The organism is Nissabacter sp. SGAir0207, from assembly GCF_005491205.1.
Lineage (GTDB): Bacteria > Pseudomonadota > Gammaproteobacteria > Enterobacterales > Enterobacteriaceae > Chimaeribacter.
This window is the reverse complement of the sequence record NZ_CP028035.1, coordinates 2,236,219-2,251,595: the sequence shown is the minus strand read 5'-3', so window position 1 is coordinate 2,251,595 and position 15,377 is coordinate 2,236,219. Positions and strand designations below refer to the sequence as shown.

Genomic DNA, 15,377 nt, shown 5'->3' with positions numbered 1-15,377 from the left:
AAAGTCCTTATAGACAGAGAATTCTTAGCCTGCCGGCACCGGCTCCAGGGTGGCAAACAGGCTGACCAGCAAAATCACCAGCAATGACAGCGCCAGCAGCAGCAATGTGGTACGCACCACATCGCGCTGCGCCCGCTGCGGATCGGCCGCGAAGCCCGGCACAATGTGGTAGCGGTTATAGAGCGCTGCCCCGACCATCAATACCACCAGCCCCATTTTGAGCAGCAACAGCATCTGGTAGGGCGAGTGCCAGTTCACCGGCCAGGTGCCGACCACCATCAGGGTGTCCAGCATACCGGTACCGATCACCAGCGCCACGGCCAGATGGCCGTAGGCGGAGAAGCGCAACAGGGTAGTGATGGCTTCCGTCCGCCGTGGCCCACGGCACTGGCGCAGGCAAGCCAGCAGCGGCAGCAAGCCGCCGAACCAGTAAGCCGCGGCCAGCAGGTGGAGCGTATGGTTAGTGCGTTGGAGCGTGCCCACCCAGCCGTCACGCATCGCGGCATGGCCGACGGCACCCAGCCCGGCCAGCAGCGCGGTGGCGGCCAGCAGCAGTAGCGCTTCACGCAGGCGGTCGGCAGGCAGCAGCAGGCAGAGCATCATCAGGGCGGTGAACAACAGGTGCCAGCGCCACACCTGGCCGAACGCGGTGTCCAGCACCGCCAGCCAGATGGGATAGGAGAAGCTATCCTGCCACCCGTCGCCCATCAGCCCGCCCTGAATCGCCACCATCGCGAAGGCGGTCAGCAGGGTGATGACCCCGGCGATGCCCTGCCAGCGGCGCAATTGGCGCAGTAGCACCGGCCCAAAAGAGGCCGGGGCCAGCAGGCGGGTAAAAACGCTGATGCCAAACAGTTGCATCACCGCCAGAAAATGCAGGAAGCGGCAGACAACCCAAATCAGGGAGAGCGTGCTCATTTGAGGGTGAAGCGGTAGCTTCCTTGGGTGCGGTGGCCATCAACGGAGACCACTTTCCAGTTTACCAGATACTCCCCAGCCGCCAGACGGTGCGGAATCGGCACCAGCAGGTGGGCTTTGTCATCCTGCGCGTTGCGCAGCTGCTTGGCAGAGACAATCACCTCCTCCGGGCCACTGAGCGTCACCTGGCTGAAGCGTGGCTCCACCCCTTCAGTAAAGCCCAGCACCAACTGTTGTGGGCTGGCCGCGACCAGCGCATTGGCGGCCGGCTCGGCACTGGCAAGGTGGGCATGGGCCAGCGCTTGGGGGGCCGCGGCGATCAATAGCAGCGCGCATAATGTGCGCAGGCATCGGGAAAAATCTGGCATAAACATGGCATCTCTTCAGCGGCGGAAAGGTCAGGGCCTACTTTACCCGATCCTTGGCGGCGATTGTTGCGAAAAATTGCGCTGAATTATGTCGTTGGGTTAGGGTTTTGTGATCGTTTTGCAAGGCCGCCGCGGAGAAACCCCCTGCCAGACGGCCGGTAGATGGCATGGCCTCACCAGTTGCGGAACGGGATGCCGCTGGCGCGCAGCGTCACCTCCAGTCCCATCTTCTGCATCAAGGTATGGGTGGCCGCCAGCGCCAGATCGCTGTTGGGCGTATGGCCCACAATGATCTCACGGATGCAGCGATCCTGCGGCTGATCAAAGGGCAGCTTATGGAAGGGCACCAGCGTCGAGCGGCCGGGGCGGAAGGCCAGCTCCACTGGGCTGAGCGACCGGCGGGAGATGGCGCGCCACTCCGCCTCCTCGCTGAAGCTGCTGTCCTTCAGCACGGCCGCCACGCAGTAGAGCTTCTCCTGAAACAGCCGCGAGGCGGCCGAGGGCTGCTCAATGTGCGCGTGGTCTGGCTCCGGCTGGCCGGCAAACTGGCTGAGCACCTCATCGATCATGGCATTGAGCGCCGCCTCATGCTCCGCAGGCTGGTAGAGGCACTTCATCAGCACATACTCCTGCCGGGCAAGGCTGCGGCGCAGCCCTTCATAATCAAAACCAATCGAATAGCCCCCCAGCCCGGCGGCATAGCCACGCCACTGGCTGAGCAGATCGCCATTCTCAGAGAGGGAACAGACACAGACATTGACGTCATTCATCCGCGGTAGCGCCTCCCGGAAGCGGATCAACCGGATCACCACGTCGCGTGCGATCTCGGTGCGCAGGCGCTCTTTCAAAATCTCATCGGCGATGCTAAGCGCGAGGAAAAACTCTTTATTGTCGTTGAGATATTGGATCTTGGTCGCCCAGAGCGTGGCGCTCTCCGTGATGCCGAGAAAACCGGTCTGGTTGGTGTAGTGGTAAAGCAGCATAGGCACTCTCCTGGTTACGGGTTCCAGCATAGGGGAGCGGGCGGGCTTTTCAACGGTTATCAGCGGGCAAAGGTTGTTTTTGTGATCCCAAGGCGTTAATAATTATGCTGCTATTATGAATAAATATGGAGTGAAAAGGGATGATTTGTCGAACCTGGCACGGGTGCGTGCCACGTGAACATGCAGAGGGCTTTGCCAGACATTTGCAGCTGACCGGGGTACAGCACGCCGAGGGCCTGCCCGGTTGCTGTGGGGCACAGGTGCGCCGCGAAACCCAAGGGGAGTATGAACACTTCTTTCTGGCGACCTGGTGGCAGGATCTGGAGGCCGTGCGCGCCTTCGCGGGTGAGCGTTACCACGTTGCCGTTACCTATCCAGACGATGAGCAGTTTGCACTCCTCTCCGATCCCTATGTGTTTCACCATCAGGTGACAGGGATTGCCCCCCTGGAACCGTAAGCAATTAAAAGCCCGGCCAAGGGGCCGGGCGTGTTGCGCCCCCGGAAGGGGCGCGGCGGGCGCGTCTTAGCTACGTACTTTCAACGATGCAAGCACTAACGCCACGTTGCATAACAGAAAAATAAACAGAGCCATAACTCCCCCTTTGTAAGAATAATCTTATAAAAGTGTAGTGGTTCCGCCGGGAAACAGTTAAGCATTCCGTGGGGTTTCTAAGATAAATCTTAGATAGAAGTGCCGGAAAAGGTGACTGGAAGCGGTAGATATCGTGGCCATGCCAGCCCTACGGCAGGCAAAAAAAGGGCCTCCGAAGAGGCCAATCTGAGGGGGTATTTATTATTGTTTTTCTGCACGTCGGAGAGTGATGCCCTGTTGGAGCGTGCGGCCAATTTGCTGCCAACGCTTCTCAATATGTCTATTGGTAAAACTGGCGACCGCGGCCACCCCAGCCAGAATGGCCAGCAGCAGCAGGTCATTGATGAACGGGTTGCCAAAATCGAGGTAGCGGTGCTCGCCCACCATTGGCGCAATCTGCCAACCGGTCACCTTCTGCACCACGATCAGCAGGGAGATCAGGCAGAACAGCAGCGCGGCGTGGGTCATATAGATGGAGTAGGAGAGCACGCCCAGCCGCAGGAAGAACCGGCGCTTCATCAAGTGCGACACGGCACCCAGTTCCAGTGCGAAAGTAAAAACGCACAGGCAGAACAGCAGGATGGCGAGCAAAGTCTTGTCGGGCAGCGGCAGCGCCACCACGGTGATGGTGGTCGCCAGCACCACCACTTCCACCAGCGATCCCAGGGTAAAGCCCAGTGCAATCTTGTCGCTGACTTGGCGATAAAGGACATAGGTCAGCGCCCCGCCAAAGAAGCAGGCCAGCCCATGCAGGGACTTCTCCGTCAGGTAGGGGTGGCCGTGCAGCAGCAGATAAAGGGCTACGCCAGCAACCAGCGCCCAAGCCACAACTTTTCCGCGCCCGCGCAGCAGCGTCAGGGCAAAGAAGATCATATAGATGTAGTACTCAACGCTGATGCTCCACGCCGGGAAGTTATAGCTGAGCGGCGAGGTGAGCGGCGTCCAGGACTGCACCAGCATCAGGTTGGGCAGTATCTCCTGCGGGGCGGTCACACCAGTGAAGGGCAGGCTGTTGAAGACGAACCCCTTCTGGTACGCCAGCCATTTGCCCACCTCCAGCAGGATAAAGACGCCCAGCATCACGATATGCAGCGGGAAGATGCGGAAGGTGCGTGAGATAAAGAAATCCCTGAACCGCACATCGCGTTTAAACCCATAGCCGTGGGTCAGCACAAAGCCGCTTAGCACAAAGAAGAAATCCACCAGCAGGTGGCTTTCGCGGAAAAAAGCCAGCTCGGTCAAACTGCCAACAATATTAACGTGGAATATCACCACAGACATGGCGCACAACCCGCGAAAGCTATCCAGCGCCTCAAAACGCTTATTCGGTATCATGGTGGGTTCCCAGGGTTAATAAGTGGGAGAATTGTAAATAAACCGCGTGAAACCGCAATGCATGACGCTTTCTGTGCACGTAAAAAAGAGAATTATCATCATTAAATAAGAATCATCCCAAAGAATCCAAGTATTTTATATCATTTAAAACAATGGATTAAGTCAGGTAAATTGGTTTATTAAATAAAGTAAGGTTTAATCGTCCGAAAGTTGTCCGTTATTTTTTAGGAGAAGTTCGCAGAGTGATGAATTATTGCTATGTCGAGTGAGAAACATATTGCGAAGGGCGGGAAAGGATAAGCGGTGCTGAGCCGCGGAGAGGCAGGTAAATAACCACTTATCAGCGTGGGTAATCAGCCTGGGTCGGCAAGTGGAAGAATGGATGAAATAGGGGGCGGTTTCACCAAATATATTTAATAATAGGTCGGGACAAACATACAGTTTATTTATCAATACAGAGCCTTTCCGCAAAAATCGATAATGCCACCTCGCCAGATGACAGCCTCTGGTCAGGCCGTTATAACAGACAACATATCCACCAACAGGAGCAGGGCATGAAAACGGAAAAAGAGAAGATGTTGGCCGGTGAGGCCTATCTCGCCACCGATCCGCAATTGACAGCCGATCGCCGGCAGGCGAAAAAGGCGTGCCAGCTGATCAATCAGGGCGACTACGATGACGAGGCGGGCCGCAACGCGCAGCTGGCAGCCTTGATCAATTTTCAGGGCAGCTTCTATGTCGAGCCACCGCTCTATGTGGATTATGGTTACAACATACTGGTAGGGGACAACTTCTACGCCAACCACGGGCTGACCATTTTGGATGGGGCGCGGGTCGTGATGGGCAAAAATGTGTTTATTGCCCCCAATGTGGTGATCTCCACCGCCGGGCATCCGCTGGACAAGGTGCGGCGTGCCGCCGGTGAGGAGTTCGTCAAGCCGATTACGCTGGGGGATGATGTCTGGCTTGGCGCGCATGTCACCCTCTGCCCCGGCGTCACCATTGGCAACAACGTGGTGGTGGGGGCAGGGAGTGTGGTGGTGCATGACCTGCCGGACAACAGCGTCTGTGTCGGGACGCCGGCCCGGCCGGTCAAATCCTTGGCGTAACTACTTCAGGCCAGCGCGACGGGCAGAGACGGTCGCTACCCCTGCCCAGTCCAGATCGCCGTCGCCCTGCGCTATCGCATCAATGAAATTGTCACGCAATACGCCAGCGAACGGCAGCGGGGTTCTGCTCTGCTGGCTGGCCTCCAGCGCCAGACTGACATCCTTCAGCCCCAGCGTCAGCTTGAAGCCAGCGGGCGAGAAACGCTCCTCGGCAATCATGCCGCCATAATTCTTGTAGGCGGGACAGTTGAACAGCGTACCAGAGAGCATCGACAGGAAATCCTGTGCGCCGACCCCGTGGTTGCGTACCAGCGCCGCCCCTTCCGCCATGGTCTCAATGGCGGAGGCGAGGGTGAAGTTGGCGGCAATCTTGACCACGTTGGCCTGCGCTGGCGTATCGCCAAAGTACCAGGTCTTCTGGCCCATGATGTCCAACAACGGCTGCACCTTTGCCAGGGTGGCGGCGTCGCCAGCCGCCAGGATATTCAGCTGGCCAGCGGCGGCCACCTCCGTGCGGCCGAGCACCGGGGCGGCAATGTAGCCCACATGCCGCGCCTGATGCAGCGCATCCAGCTGCTGCGCCAGCGCCACTGAGATGGTCGCCATATTGACATGCACCGCGTGCGGCGCCATTTGGTTCAACAGGCCACTCTCGACAATCACAGACCAGGTGGCATGGTCATCCGCCAACATGGAGATCAACACATCCACGTACGCCAGCTCAGTAGGATCGGCAGCGCGGGTTGCCCCTAACGCCACCAGGTCATCTGCTGCCTGCGGGCTGCGGTTCCAGACCATCACCGTATGACCCGCTTGCAGAATATTTTTGGCCATCGCGCTTCCCATCGCGCCCAGGCCCGCAAATCCGACTTTCATGGCGTTCTCCTTATACCCATCGTTATACGTTAGCTCTGCACTATCTGGACTTCTATATAGACGGCTATCTTATTATTAACGTGCGTAATTATTAGAGCACAAAATAGACGCCTCTGAAATAAAGTTAACAACTGCATAACGTTCTTGTGCGGTAAATCTTCTGAAATATTCTGGTTAAGGGCTTTCTCTAAGCGACTGATGGGTGGGTCAGTTTTTAAAAATTCCGCGCCTATGTTATAAACGCTGCGGTTATTCTGAATGTGAAGAAGAGGGATGGCGTCAGGCAGGGCGCGGAGCTTGCTGGCGAGAACCCTCCTCTTTATGCCTGGATATAAGCAGCCAAGAGGCTGCGCAGAATGGCGACAGCTGGGGCACCGCTCCCCGGCCGCCGCCGGGCGATGAGGCGTCAGGCTGGCCTGATGCGGAGTGCGCTACACTTTTACCTAATTTTGCCATAAAGGGAATCGGATGCATTACGCCGAACATGTTACCCGCGTTGGAGCAATCAGCGCGTTGGCACTGGCGATTAACGCCCTCTTTCTGTTTCCGGCCAGCGCCGATGAGAGCTGGCTGTCACGCTGTGCACCCTCACAAACCTTGAATGCCTGCCAGCAGCCCTTCCAGCAAGGGCTGGCACCCGTGCTGCTGGGCAGCGCCAAAGAGAAGCAGGGCAAGTGGGGGTTCATGGATACCTCCGGCCATCTGGTGATTGAGCCAGCATTCAGCGACGCCCAAGGCTTCGTGAATGGCCTGGCGGCCGTGGCGCAGGATGGCAAATATGGTTATATCGATCAGCGCGGCAAGTGGGCCATCCCGGCGCGCTTCACCCGCGTCACCCCGTTCAATGCCGAGGGCACCGCGCTGGTGGAGATCAACGATCGTCTGGCGCTGATTGACAAGCAGGGCGCGGTGGTTCGCACCCTGCCATTCGCCGTCAGTCTGGCGACCGACGGCTTTGTCGGCGGCCAATCGCTGGCCAGCGTGCAGATGCAGATTGCACCGGCCCTGTGGCGCGCCGACATCGATCGCGCGCTGGCCCTGCCCGATGACGTCATGGCGCTTGAGGCACCGCAGTCGGGTTTAGTACCAGCCCAGAAACGTGACACCCATGACAACGGCTACTGGGGCTACCTCAATGAGGGTGGCGAGTGGGCGATTGACCCGATGAAGATCAAGAGCCGCACCCTGCCGAAGCTGAATGGCGACACGCTGGCGGTGCAGGGCAAGGCCGGTTGGTTCTTCATTGATCGTCAGGGTACGCTGCGCAGCAAAACCCCTTATAAAACCGCCGCCCCGTTGGCCAACGGCAACTGGCTGGTGCAGACCAGTGAGGGCGCGTGGCAGCTGCTCAACGGCGCGCTGGAGAAGCAGCCGGATCTGCCCGCCGGGCTGGGGGACTCCCTGCGCCCGTGGCACCAGTGGCAGGTGGGAACCAGTGATGCCGGGGTGGTGCTGATTGGCCCGGACAACCATGTCACCCTGCTGCCCGCTGAAAACGCGAAGCTGGAAGTGCGGCCGGACTCGCTCTGGATCCGCGCTGGCAAGGACGCGCATCTGGAGCAGATCGTTGACACCCGCGGCGTGGGGCTGCTCTCGGATGTCACCCTGAAGGCGCTGGCAGGCTACCAACTGAAAGCGTTGCGCGGTGAGCCAGCGGCGGATGACACCGACGCCAGCCGCCGCTTGCCGCTGGCGATCCTCACCCCGACCGACAGCAAACAGCCGCTGGCGCTGCTGTCGGCGCATGGCGAGATCGTGACCGACCCGCAGTGGGCCGGCTTTGAAGCGGGCGCGGATGCCGCGCCGCTGCGCGTGCGCACGCAGGACAAGAAGATGGGCGCGGTGGATGCCAATGGCCAGTGGGTGGTGGCACCGCAGTTCGTGCAGGTTCAGCCCTTCACGGGCGACTACGCATGGGCCACGGTATCAGACGGCAAAACCGAAAGCCGCCGCCTGATTGACCGCAGCGGCAACGTGCAGGACATCCCGACCCGCACCCTGCAAATGGCGCGCGACATCACCGGCAACCTGCTGCTGACGGCGGCTGGCGAGGGCGACCAGCAGCGCTGGGGCGTCTGGGATATCGCCGCGAAACGCGAGCTGTTGGCACCGACCTTTGAGCAGATTGAACCCTTCGCCGAGGGCTACGCGCTGGCGCGCAGTGGCAAGGCGTGGGGCGTGATCACCCCAGAGGGCCGCTGGGCGCTTGCGGCACAAGAGGGGCATGGCAAGCCGCAGGCGATGGGCCACGGCCTCTACCTGCTGGAAACCGGCAAAGAGGCGGAGCGCCGCTTCAGTCTGGTCAACGCTGCCACCAGCCGCACCCTGGCCGCTGACCTGCTGGAGAAACCGCGGGCCGTCGGGCCGACGCACTGGCTGGTGAAGCCAGCCAGTGGCGGCGTGGCGCTGATTGATGCCGATGGCCGCCCGGTGATGGAGAAGGCGGTGCCGGTGGAGAAAGCGACCATTGACGGCGAGCGCGTGTTGCTCAGCTTTGGCCAGCGCTACGGGGCGATCAACGCACGCGGCGAGTGGCAGGTGGCACCGATCTACACCGCGCCGCTCACCTTCAGTGGCCCGCGCCAGTGGGCGGTGGCCCACCGTGACCAGAACACCCTGCTGATTGATGGCAACGGCGGCCAGCCGCTGCCGGAGTTCCCCACGGCCGTGCCGCTGGCGGGCATGAACCGCGTGGCGGAAAATGACCCAACCACCGGCCAGAGCGTGCTGCGTGACTTCAGCGGCCAGGAGATCCAGCGCTACCCAGGGCTGGACAGCATTCTGGTGGCGGCCGCTGGCGGTGGCGTGGTGCCGCTGCGTGGCGAGGGGAACCGCTACGGCCTGATCGACGAGAGCGGCGCCACCCGTGTGGCGGCCTACTTCGACCAGCTGGGGCCGCTGCATGATGAGCGCGCCCGCGCGGTGAAACGCGCCACCTATGGCGCGCTCAACGGCTATATTGACAAGGATGGTCACTTCGCCATCAAGCCGGCCTACAGCGCGGCAGGCGACTTCAGTGACCATCGCGCTTGGGTGGTGCACAAGGGCGTCACCAAACTGATCGATTCCCACGGCAAGGTGCAGGCCCAGGTAGTGGTGCGCTGCAACCAGCGGATCGTCATCACCGCCAAAGGCCGCCCGCTCTGGCCGGCCAAGGCCCTGACCTGTGCGGGCAGCCCGCAAGGGGAGAAGAGATGAAACCAGACCCCGGCCGGGCATTGCGCGGCGGCGGTGTGCTGATCCTGCTGGCCCTCGGCCAGCAGGCGCAGGCGCAAACGGCGTGCAGTATGCCGGTGCAGGAGGGCGTGCAGGCCGAGGCGCGGGCGCGGGCGGCATTGCCGCAGGCGATCCCCCTCTGCCTGCGCGATCTGCATCAGGGGCGGGCGGCGGTGCTGCTCCCCTCCGCCGATCTGCCGGTGGACGATGTGGCACTGTCGCCCGGCCTGACCGGGCACCGTTGGGGATTCCTCGACGGCAACGGGCAACTGGTGATCCGGCCAGTGTTTGAACAGGTGGGCGACTACCACCACGATCTGGCGGCAGCGCGCCAGCAGGGCAAATGGGGTTACCTGGATGCCCGCGGCAACTGGGCCATTGCTCCGCAGTTCGACAGCGCCGCCGACTTTACCCAGGCTGGCCTCGCAGCCGTGACGCGCGATGGCCGGCCGCAACTGATTAACCGCAGCGGCGCGCCCGTCGGCCCGCCGCTTGATGACCGGGTCGAGAGCCTCACCCTCGAGGATGGCAATCCGCTGCTGCTGCGCCTCACTACCCGCACCGTGTTTATCTCACCTGATGGCCAGCGCCACTTCGCCAGCGACAAGATGGAGATTGTCCAGCCCTTCGGCAACGAGGGGCTGTTCATCGCCCGCAACGGCGCGCACCAGTATGGCATTGCCGACCCTGACCTGAACTGGCGTATCGCGCCACAATTCAGCGCCATTACCCTGCCGCCGCAGGGCGCTGGGCTGGCGCGCGCCGAGCAGGGGGGTGAGGTGGCGCTGATCCGCGCCGATGGCTCGCGGATGGAGGGGCACTATGCGCAGGCCGAGCCGCTGACGGCGGGCCTCTGGCAGGCCACCCAGCCGGATGGGCAGACCCTGTTGCTCAATGATCGTGGCAAGGCGCTGCACAGCCTGCCCGCCGATGCCACCCTGACGGTGCATGACCACGCGGTGCTGGTGCGCGGCAAGGGCGCGCCCGCGCTCTATCTGGATGGGCAGGAGCGGCCGCTCAGCCTGCCAGCGGGCAGCGTGATGGATGAGCGCGACACCTTGCCCTATCTGGTGACGCTGGCTGGCGCGGGGGGCAAGATCAATGGCGTGGTGTCACCTGCTGGCACCCTGCTGAATGCCGGTTGGCTCGGGCAGGCCGCCTCCGCTGAGCTGATCAATGGCCGCCTCTGGTTGCGCGATGAGCGCGGCAAGCTGCTCAATATCCTTGATCCCGAGGGCAAGGCGCTGCTCAGCGCCCGTACCCTCGAGACGCTGGCGGCGCACCCGCTGCAACCGCTCTACGGCCACGATCGCGCCCAGCGCGCGGTGCAGCCGGATCTGCCGCTGGCGCGCATCGACCCGGTGCCGGGGCAGGCGGGCAACGCTGGCCTGCTGCGCGCCGACGGCAGCCTGTTGCAACAGCCGGACTGGCAGTCAGTGACGCTGGCCGATGGCGCGGACGCCGCGGTGGAGGGCAGCGCGCCGCTGCAATTCATCGTTGCCACCGAGGGTGGCATGGGGCTGGTGGACAGCCAGGGGCAGCAGCGGCTGGCCTTCGGCGAGGATAACATCACCCCGTTTGTGCAGGGTTACGCTTTTGCGTATCGCGATGGGCTGCTCAGCGCCGTTGACCATCAGGGCCAGCGTTACGCCCTGCCGGATGAGGTGCAGATTGAGTCGATTGGCGGTGGCTGGTTCCGTTTCCGCGCCTCGGCGGCGCAGGACGCGCCGTGGGGTATCTTTGACGCGCTGGCCCGGCGCGAGGTGGCCGCGCCCGCCTTCCGCCAGGTTGCCAATAGCGTCGGGGGCGAGGTGGCGGTGCAGCAGCCCGACGGCCAGTGGGGGGTGATTGATAGCCAGAACCACTGGGTGATCGCCCCGCAGTACGCGGCGCTGGAGCGCATCAATGACGCGCTCTGGTTCGCCACGCTGCCAGCACCGGCTGGCGAGGCGGCCACCCGCCATACCCTGCTTGGTGCCGATGGCCAGCAGCGGGTGCCGCCGACCAGCGGCCTGCGCTATGGGCACTTCAACGACGGCCGCATTTTGGCCAGCGCCGCCGACGGCCAGTCGTGGCTGTTGTCGGCCAGCGGCGAGCCGGAGCTGAATGAGCAGGACACCACCATTCAGGCGCTGGGGGAGTGGATCAAATTGACGCGCCTGCCGCAGGCGGGCTACCTGAATGAGCAGGGCAGCTGGCAGATCCCGGCCGATGGCCGCAGTGCCACCGCCTTTGCCAATGGCCGTGCGCTGCGCGGGCAGGGGCCGCTGACGCAGGTGATCGACGCCACTGGCGCGAAGGTGGGGGAGCTGCCCGCCGGGCAGTGGTTCTGGCCGCCCGCCAGTGAGATGAGTTTCAGCATTCTGGCTAATGGCGGCGAAGCCACCACCCGCTATGCTGACATCAATGGCCACGTGGCGCTGACGATCGCCGGGCGCGGCAGCCAGATGCAGGATGGGCGCGCGGTGCTGGCGCAGGGGCCGCAGACGCAGATCTGGATTGATGGGCAGGGGCAGCCCATCGGCAACGTGCGCTATCAGGAGCTGGGCCTGCCAGCGGATGGCCTGGCCTTCGCCCGCACCGCCGGCCACTATGGCTTTGTCGATGTGCGCGGCAACTTTGTCATTCCACCAGTGTTTGACGCCGTGTCGCCCTTTTCCGAGGGGGTGGCGGTGGCTGCCAACGGTGCCACCGCCATGATGATTGATCGCGCTGGCAGGCCGCTGGCACGGATTGTGACCGAATGCGGCGTACGGGTGCTGTATGGCCCCGGCAGTGAGCGCCAGTGGCCGGCTTCCCTGCCGGTGCGCTGTGACGCCGCCAATGATAATAACGCCCGGCCCGTCGCCGGGCCTGAAGAGTGAGAACCCCATGAAAAATTTGCCTGAGAAGTACCAGGATGCCGATCGCTGGGCATTCGCTGACAATGAAGCGCTGGCCGACGCGCTGGCGAAAAAGGTGGTGGAGGGGGTGAAAACCGCCACCTGCGCCCCGCTGGATGATGAGGGTGTGCCGCAGGTGGGTGACACCTTTGTGGTGGTGGATGGCCGCAACCAGCCGGTGTGCGCCATTGAGCTGACCTCCACCGATCTGGTGCCGTTCGATCAGGTGCCGGAGTCCCACGCGCGCGCCGAGGCCGAGGGGGATGGCACCCTGGCTGACTGGCGTCAGCAGCAGCAGGCGTTCTTCGAGGAGTATGAGATGTTCTCCCCGCAGATGACGCTGGTGCTGATGAATTTCCGTGTGGTCGAGACGTTCTGACCGATGGGGCAGCAGCCTGCCGGGCCGGTGCCCTATTTCAGCCAGTGGGCGTCACCCGGCGACGCGGCAGCGATCGTCAGCGGCGACAAGACGCTGGCAGAGATTCCCCACTGGCGGGAGGCCGGTGCGCTGACCCAGGCGGAGTTTGTCGAGTGGGCCAGCCACCTGTGCGGGATGTGCTGCTTGCAGATGGCGCTGACGGCGGAGGGGCGTGAGCCACCGCCGCTGCTGGCGCTGGCGCGCGCCAGCTTGCCCTATGGCACCTACGTGCGCGAAGGCGCGGCCATCCGCGGCCTGATCTATGCGCCATTCGTGGAGTATGTGCGGGAAGCGTGGGGCTGGGCAGCGGAGGTGGAGGTCGGGCGCGCAGCGACGGAGATTGCCGAAGTGCTGCGCCGCTACCGCTGGTTCATCGCCTCGGTGCACCCCAGCATTCGCCAGCCGGAGAGCCAGCCGCCCAAGACCGGTGGCCATCTGGTGCTGGTCTCCCACGCCGATGCGCAACAGCTGACCTTCCACAACCCCTCCGGCGATCGCCCGGAGACCCAGTCCCACGTTACCTTGCCGCTGGCGACCTTCGCCCGCTTCTACGCTGGCCGTGGCATTGCCCTACAGGCGCGCGCCTGACGGCTACTCCATCCGCAGTACCCACGCATCGCACTGCTTGTCATAGCGCTCCTTGTAGAGCGTACGTTGGCAGCCATCCAGCGTGGCGGGAATGCTGGTGTGATCGTCCCAGCCATCCAGTTGCATACACAGCTCCGGGTCAGACTGACAGGGAATGCGCAGGGTATTGTGGCCGCAGGAGGTGTCCGGCGCTGACAGCTCGGCATCCTGGATCTCATAACTGCCGATTCTAACCGTGGTCTTGCCCATAATCGGTTCCTCAATGGCTGGCGGGAGGGGGATGTCCGGTGTGGTGACTCTGTGAGCGTAGCCGAGCGACTGGAATTTGCCAGCGCCGCCCGGCCCCAGAGCACAAAGGTCAGGGGGCGGGCTGATGGGATGTGACGGCCATCATGTTGAACTGGTTGCGGCCACGGTTTTTCGACAGGTAGAGCGCCTCGTCGGCGGCGCTGACCAGCTCCGCCTGATCGGTCACCTCCGCCTGCTCGCCGGGGGAGTAGGTGGTCATGCCAAGGCTGATGGTGACGCGCTGGAACGGGCTCATCTGGTGATGGATCCCCAGCCCGCTGATCGCCTCCATGATGTGGTGCGCCACCACCCGCGCGCCCTCGGCGTCGGTGTCCGGCAGGATGGCGGCGAACTCTTCGCCACCAAAGCGGGTCACCACGTCGGTGCTGCGCTTCAGCGCCCGGCGCAGGGTGCGCGCTACCAGCCGCAGGCAGGCATCGCCTGACAGGTGGCCGTAGTGGTCATTGAAATGCTTGAAGTAGTCGATGTCGATCATCATCAACGAAATGGGCGTCAGCGTGCGCTTGGCGCGCAGGAACTCATGGTTCAGCACCTTTTTGAACTCGCGGCGGTTGGGCAGCCGGGTCAGGGAGTCGGTGCGCGCCTGAATCGCCAGCCGTCGATTGACCTTCACCAGCTTCAGCTCTAGCAGCTTGCGCTCATGGATATCCTCGGCGGTGCCGTACCAGCGCTCAATGCGGCCATCTGGTGCATGGCTGGGCGCGGCGCGGATGCGCATCCAGTTCCAGCCGCGATCGACGTGGCAGAAGCGCAGCTCGATATCGAGCGGCGCGCCGGTGGCGAGGGCGTGGCCCCACACTTCCAGCGCCTGCCGCCGGTCATCGCTATGGATCGCCTGCACCCAGCGGTCGGCCAAAATCTCCTGCCGTGACAGGCCGCTGATGCGCTGGAACCGCGAACTGACATCGGTCAGCAGCCCGTCCGGGTCGGCCGTCCACGGGATCTGCGGGTTCAGCTCCACCATGTTGCGGTAGTGCTCCTGACTCTCGCGTAGCGCCCGCTCCATCTGCTTCATGGTGGTGATGTCAATCATCGCCAGCGACAGGCCGAGGGCCGCGCCCTGACTGTCATAGGCTGGCTTGAGGCGGATAAAGTAGATGCGCTCGCCGAGGGTGAACTCGCGATCCAGCATCGCCTGCCGCCCGGCCGCCTGCGACTGCGCGTCCATCAGCAGCGGGCTGAGCGCCGGGATGAAGTCGCCCACCTGGCGGCCAATCGCCTGATAAGGCTCCACCCCGAGGATGGCGGCCATCGCGTCATTCACCGTCACGTAGCGGGCGGCCATATCGACAAAGCAGAGGCCGACGGGGGCGTTGGCGTAGATCGACTCGAGCTGGAACAGGCGCTGCCCCGGCGCGTGGTAGAGCGAGGTGAGGTTGCGGTCAATGCCCCGGTAGCCACGGAACGCGCCCTGCGCGTCAAACAGCGGGATGCCGCTGGTCTCCAGCACCACCTCGCTGCCATCGGCGCGCACGTTGCGGTTGAGCAGGCCACCAAAGGGCGCGCGGCTGGCGACGATGGCGGCAAACTGCTCGCCGACCCGTTTCGCCTCATCCGGCGGCATGAAATCAAACGGCGTCTTGCCCAGCACCTGCTCCGGCGGCACGCCAAGGAACTCGATGCTTTTGTTGGAGGAAAAAGTGTAGCGCCCCTGTGCGTCAACTTCCCACAGCCAGTCGGAGTTATTGTCTATCATCTCCCGCAAGCTGATGACGTCGCGCAGCATCGCGTTTTCTGCGAGGATCTTTTCTTTCTCATCATTCAACATGATGTGCTCTCCAA

General features: G+C 62.8%; 13 protein-coding genes. 6 read left to right on the top strand and 7 right to left on the bottom strand.

Features of this window, described 5'->3' with window-relative positions; all coding sequences use genetic code 11:
• Positions 1-24: 24 nt before the first annotated feature.
• From copD to C1N62_RS09800, 3 genes are all read right to left on the bottom strand, one after another.
• Positions 25-918 (bottom strand): copper homeostasis membrane protein CopD, encoded by an 894-nt coding sequence (gene copD / locus C1N62_RS09810; RefSeq protein ID WP_137763458.1) that lies wholly within the window; start codon positions 916-918, stop codon positions 25-27.
• The gene (gene copC / locus C1N62_RS09805) at positions 915-1,292 is read right to left on the bottom strand and encodes a copper homeostasis periplasmic binding protein CopC (protein ID WP_240775685.1); all 378 of its coding nucleotides are present in this window, start codon (positions 1,290-1,292) and stop codon (positions 915-917) included. Before copC ends, copD begins: the two co-directional genes overlap by 4 nt.
• A 167-nt stretch (positions 1,293-1,459) precedes the next feature.
• Positions 1,460-2,269, bottom strand: coding sequence for a DUF2971 domain-containing protein (locus tag C1N62_RS09800; RefSeq protein WP_168195846.1), 810 nt, complete (start codon positions 2,267-2,269; stop codon positions 1,460-1,462).
• Positions 2,270-2,409: 140 nt separating this feature from the next.
• Here C1N62_RS09800 and C1N62_RS09795 point away from each other — a divergent pair, with 140 nt between their 5' ends.
• The gene (locus C1N62_RS09795) at positions 2,410-2,727 is read left to right on the top strand and encodes an antibiotic biosynthesis monooxygenase (protein WP_137763456.1); all 318 of its coding nucleotides are present in this window, start codon (positions 2,410-2,412) and stop codon (positions 2,725-2,727) included.
• A 336-nt stretch (positions 2,728-3,063) separates the two neighbouring features.
• Here the strand turns inward: C1N62_RS09795 and C1N62_RS09790 are convergent, their stop codons facing one another.
• Positions 3,064-4,197, bottom strand: a complete 1,134-nt coding sequence (locus C1N62_RS09790) for an acyltransferase (RefSeq protein WP_137763455.1) — start codon at positions 4,195-4,197, stop codon at positions 3,064-3,066.
• Between the two features lie 554 nt (positions 4,198-4,751).
• Between C1N62_RS09790 and C1N62_RS09785 the strand changes: the two genes are divergently transcribed.
• The gene (locus tag C1N62_RS09785) at positions 4,752-5,306 is read left to right on the top strand and encodes a sugar O-acetyltransferase (protein ID WP_137763454.1); all 555 of its coding nucleotides are present in this window, start codon (positions 4,752-4,754) and stop codon (positions 5,304-5,306) included.
• Here the strand turns inward: C1N62_RS09785 and C1N62_RS09780 are convergent, their stop codons facing one another.
• Positions 5,307-6,182: an NAD(P)-dependent oxidoreductase gene (locus C1N62_RS09780; RefSeq protein ID WP_137763453.1), complete on the bottom strand. Its 876-nt coding sequence runs from the start codon at positions 6,180-6,182 to the stop codon at positions 5,307-5,309. It lies immediately after the preceding gene.
• 468 nt (positions 6,183-6,650) lie between these two features.
• Here C1N62_RS09780 and C1N62_RS09775 point away from each other — a divergent pair, with 468 nt between their 5' ends.
• Genes C1N62_RS09775 through C1N62_RS09760 form a run of 4 tightly spaced genes read left to right on the top strand, consistent with a single transcriptional unit; the run spans position 6,651 to position 13,286 of the window.
• Positions 6,651-9,380 carry a WG repeat-containing protein gene (locus C1N62_RS09775; protein WP_137763452.1) on the top strand — a complete coding sequence of 910 codons (2,730 nt, stop codon included), beginning with the start codon at positions 6,651-6,653 and terminating at the stop codon, positions 9,378-9,380.
• The gene (locus C1N62_RS09770) at positions 9,377-12,262 is read left to right on the top strand and encodes a WG repeat-containing protein (RefSeq protein ID WP_137763451.1); all 2,886 of its coding nucleotides are present in this window, start codon (positions 9,377-9,379) and stop codon (positions 12,260-12,262) included. Before C1N62_RS09775 ends, C1N62_RS09770 begins: the two co-directional genes overlap by 4 nt.
• A 7-nt stretch (positions 12,263-12,269) precedes the next feature.
• Positions 12,270-12,659 (top strand): ASCH domain-containing protein, encoded by a 390-nt coding sequence (locus C1N62_RS09765; RefSeq protein ID WP_137763450.1) that lies wholly within the window; start codon positions 12,270-12,272, stop codon positions 12,657-12,659.
• Between the two features lie 3 nt (positions 12,660-12,662).
• Complete coding sequence (locus C1N62_RS09760) at positions 12,663-13,286, top strand: hypothetical protein (RefSeq protein ID WP_137763449.1); 624 nt, start codon at positions 12,663-12,665, stop codon at positions 13,284-13,286.
• A 3-nt stretch (positions 13,287-13,289) separates the two neighbouring features.
• Here the strand turns inward: C1N62_RS09760 and C1N62_RS09755 are convergent, their stop codons facing one another.
• Positions 13,290-13,535, bottom strand: a complete 246-nt coding sequence (locus C1N62_RS09755; RefSeq protein WP_137763448.1) for a DUF1480 family protein — start codon at positions 13,533-13,535, stop codon at positions 13,290-13,292.
• A 109-nt stretch (positions 13,536-13,644) separates the two neighbouring features.
• A complete protein-coding gene (locus C1N62_RS09750; protein WP_137763447.1) occupies positions 13,645-15,363 on the bottom strand; it encodes a diguanylate cyclase in 1,719 nt (572 codons plus the stop codon).
• Between the last annotated feature and the right edge of the window lie 14 nt (positions 15,364-15,377).

Bases quoted from the DNA above. Each gene is read 5' to 3' on its own strand.
- C1N62_RS09795 (WP_137763456.1), top strand. From the start codon at position 2,410: ATGATTTGTCGAACCTGGCACGGGTGCGTGCCACGTGAACATGCAGAG.
- copD (WP_137763458.1), bottom strand. From the start codon at position 918: ATGAGCACGCTCTCCCTGATTTGGGTTGTCTGCCGCTTCCTGCATTTT.
- C1N62_RS09775 (WP_137763452.1), top strand. From the start codon at position 6,651: ATGCATTACGCCGAACATGTTACCCGCGTTGGAGCAATCAGCGCGTTG.
- copC (WP_240775685.1), bottom strand. From the start codon at position 1,292: ATGTTTATGCCAGATTTTTCCCGATGCCTGCGCACATTATGCGCGCTG.
- C1N62_RS09750 (WP_137763447.1), bottom strand. From the start codon at position 15,363: ATGTTGAATGATGAGAAAGAAAAGATCCTCGCAGAAAACGCGATGCTG.
- C1N62_RS09780 (WP_137763453.1), bottom strand. From the start codon at position 6,182: ATGAAAGTCGGATTTGCGGGCCTGGGCGCGATGGGAAGCGCGATGGCC.
- C1N62_RS09800 (WP_168195846.1), bottom strand. From the start codon at position 2,269: ATGCTGCTTTACCACTACACCAACCAGACCGGTTTTCTCGGCATCACG.
- C1N62_RS09755 (WP_137763448.1), bottom strand. From the start codon at position 13,535: ATGGGCAAGACCACGGTTAGAATCGGCAGTTATGAGATCCAGGATGCC.
- C1N62_RS09765 (WP_137763450.1), top strand. From the start codon at position 12,270: ATGAAAAATTTGCCTGAGAAGTACCAGGATGCCGATCGCTGGGCATTC.
- C1N62_RS09760 (WP_137763449.1), top strand. From the start codon at position 12,663: ATGGGGCAGCAGCCTGCCGGGCCGGTGCCCTATTTCAGCCAGTGGGCG.
- C1N62_RS09790 (WP_137763455.1), bottom strand. From the start codon at position 4,197: ATGATACCGAATAAGCGTTTTGAGGCGCTGGATAGCTTTCGCGGGTTG.
- C1N62_RS09770 (WP_137763451.1), top strand. From the start codon at position 9,377: ATGAAACCAGACCCCGGCCGGGCATTGCGCGGCGGCGGTGTGCTGATC.
- C1N62_RS09785 (WP_137763454.1), top strand. From the start codon at position 4,752: ATGAAAACGGAAAAAGAGAAGATGTTGGCCGGTGAGGCCTATCTCGCC.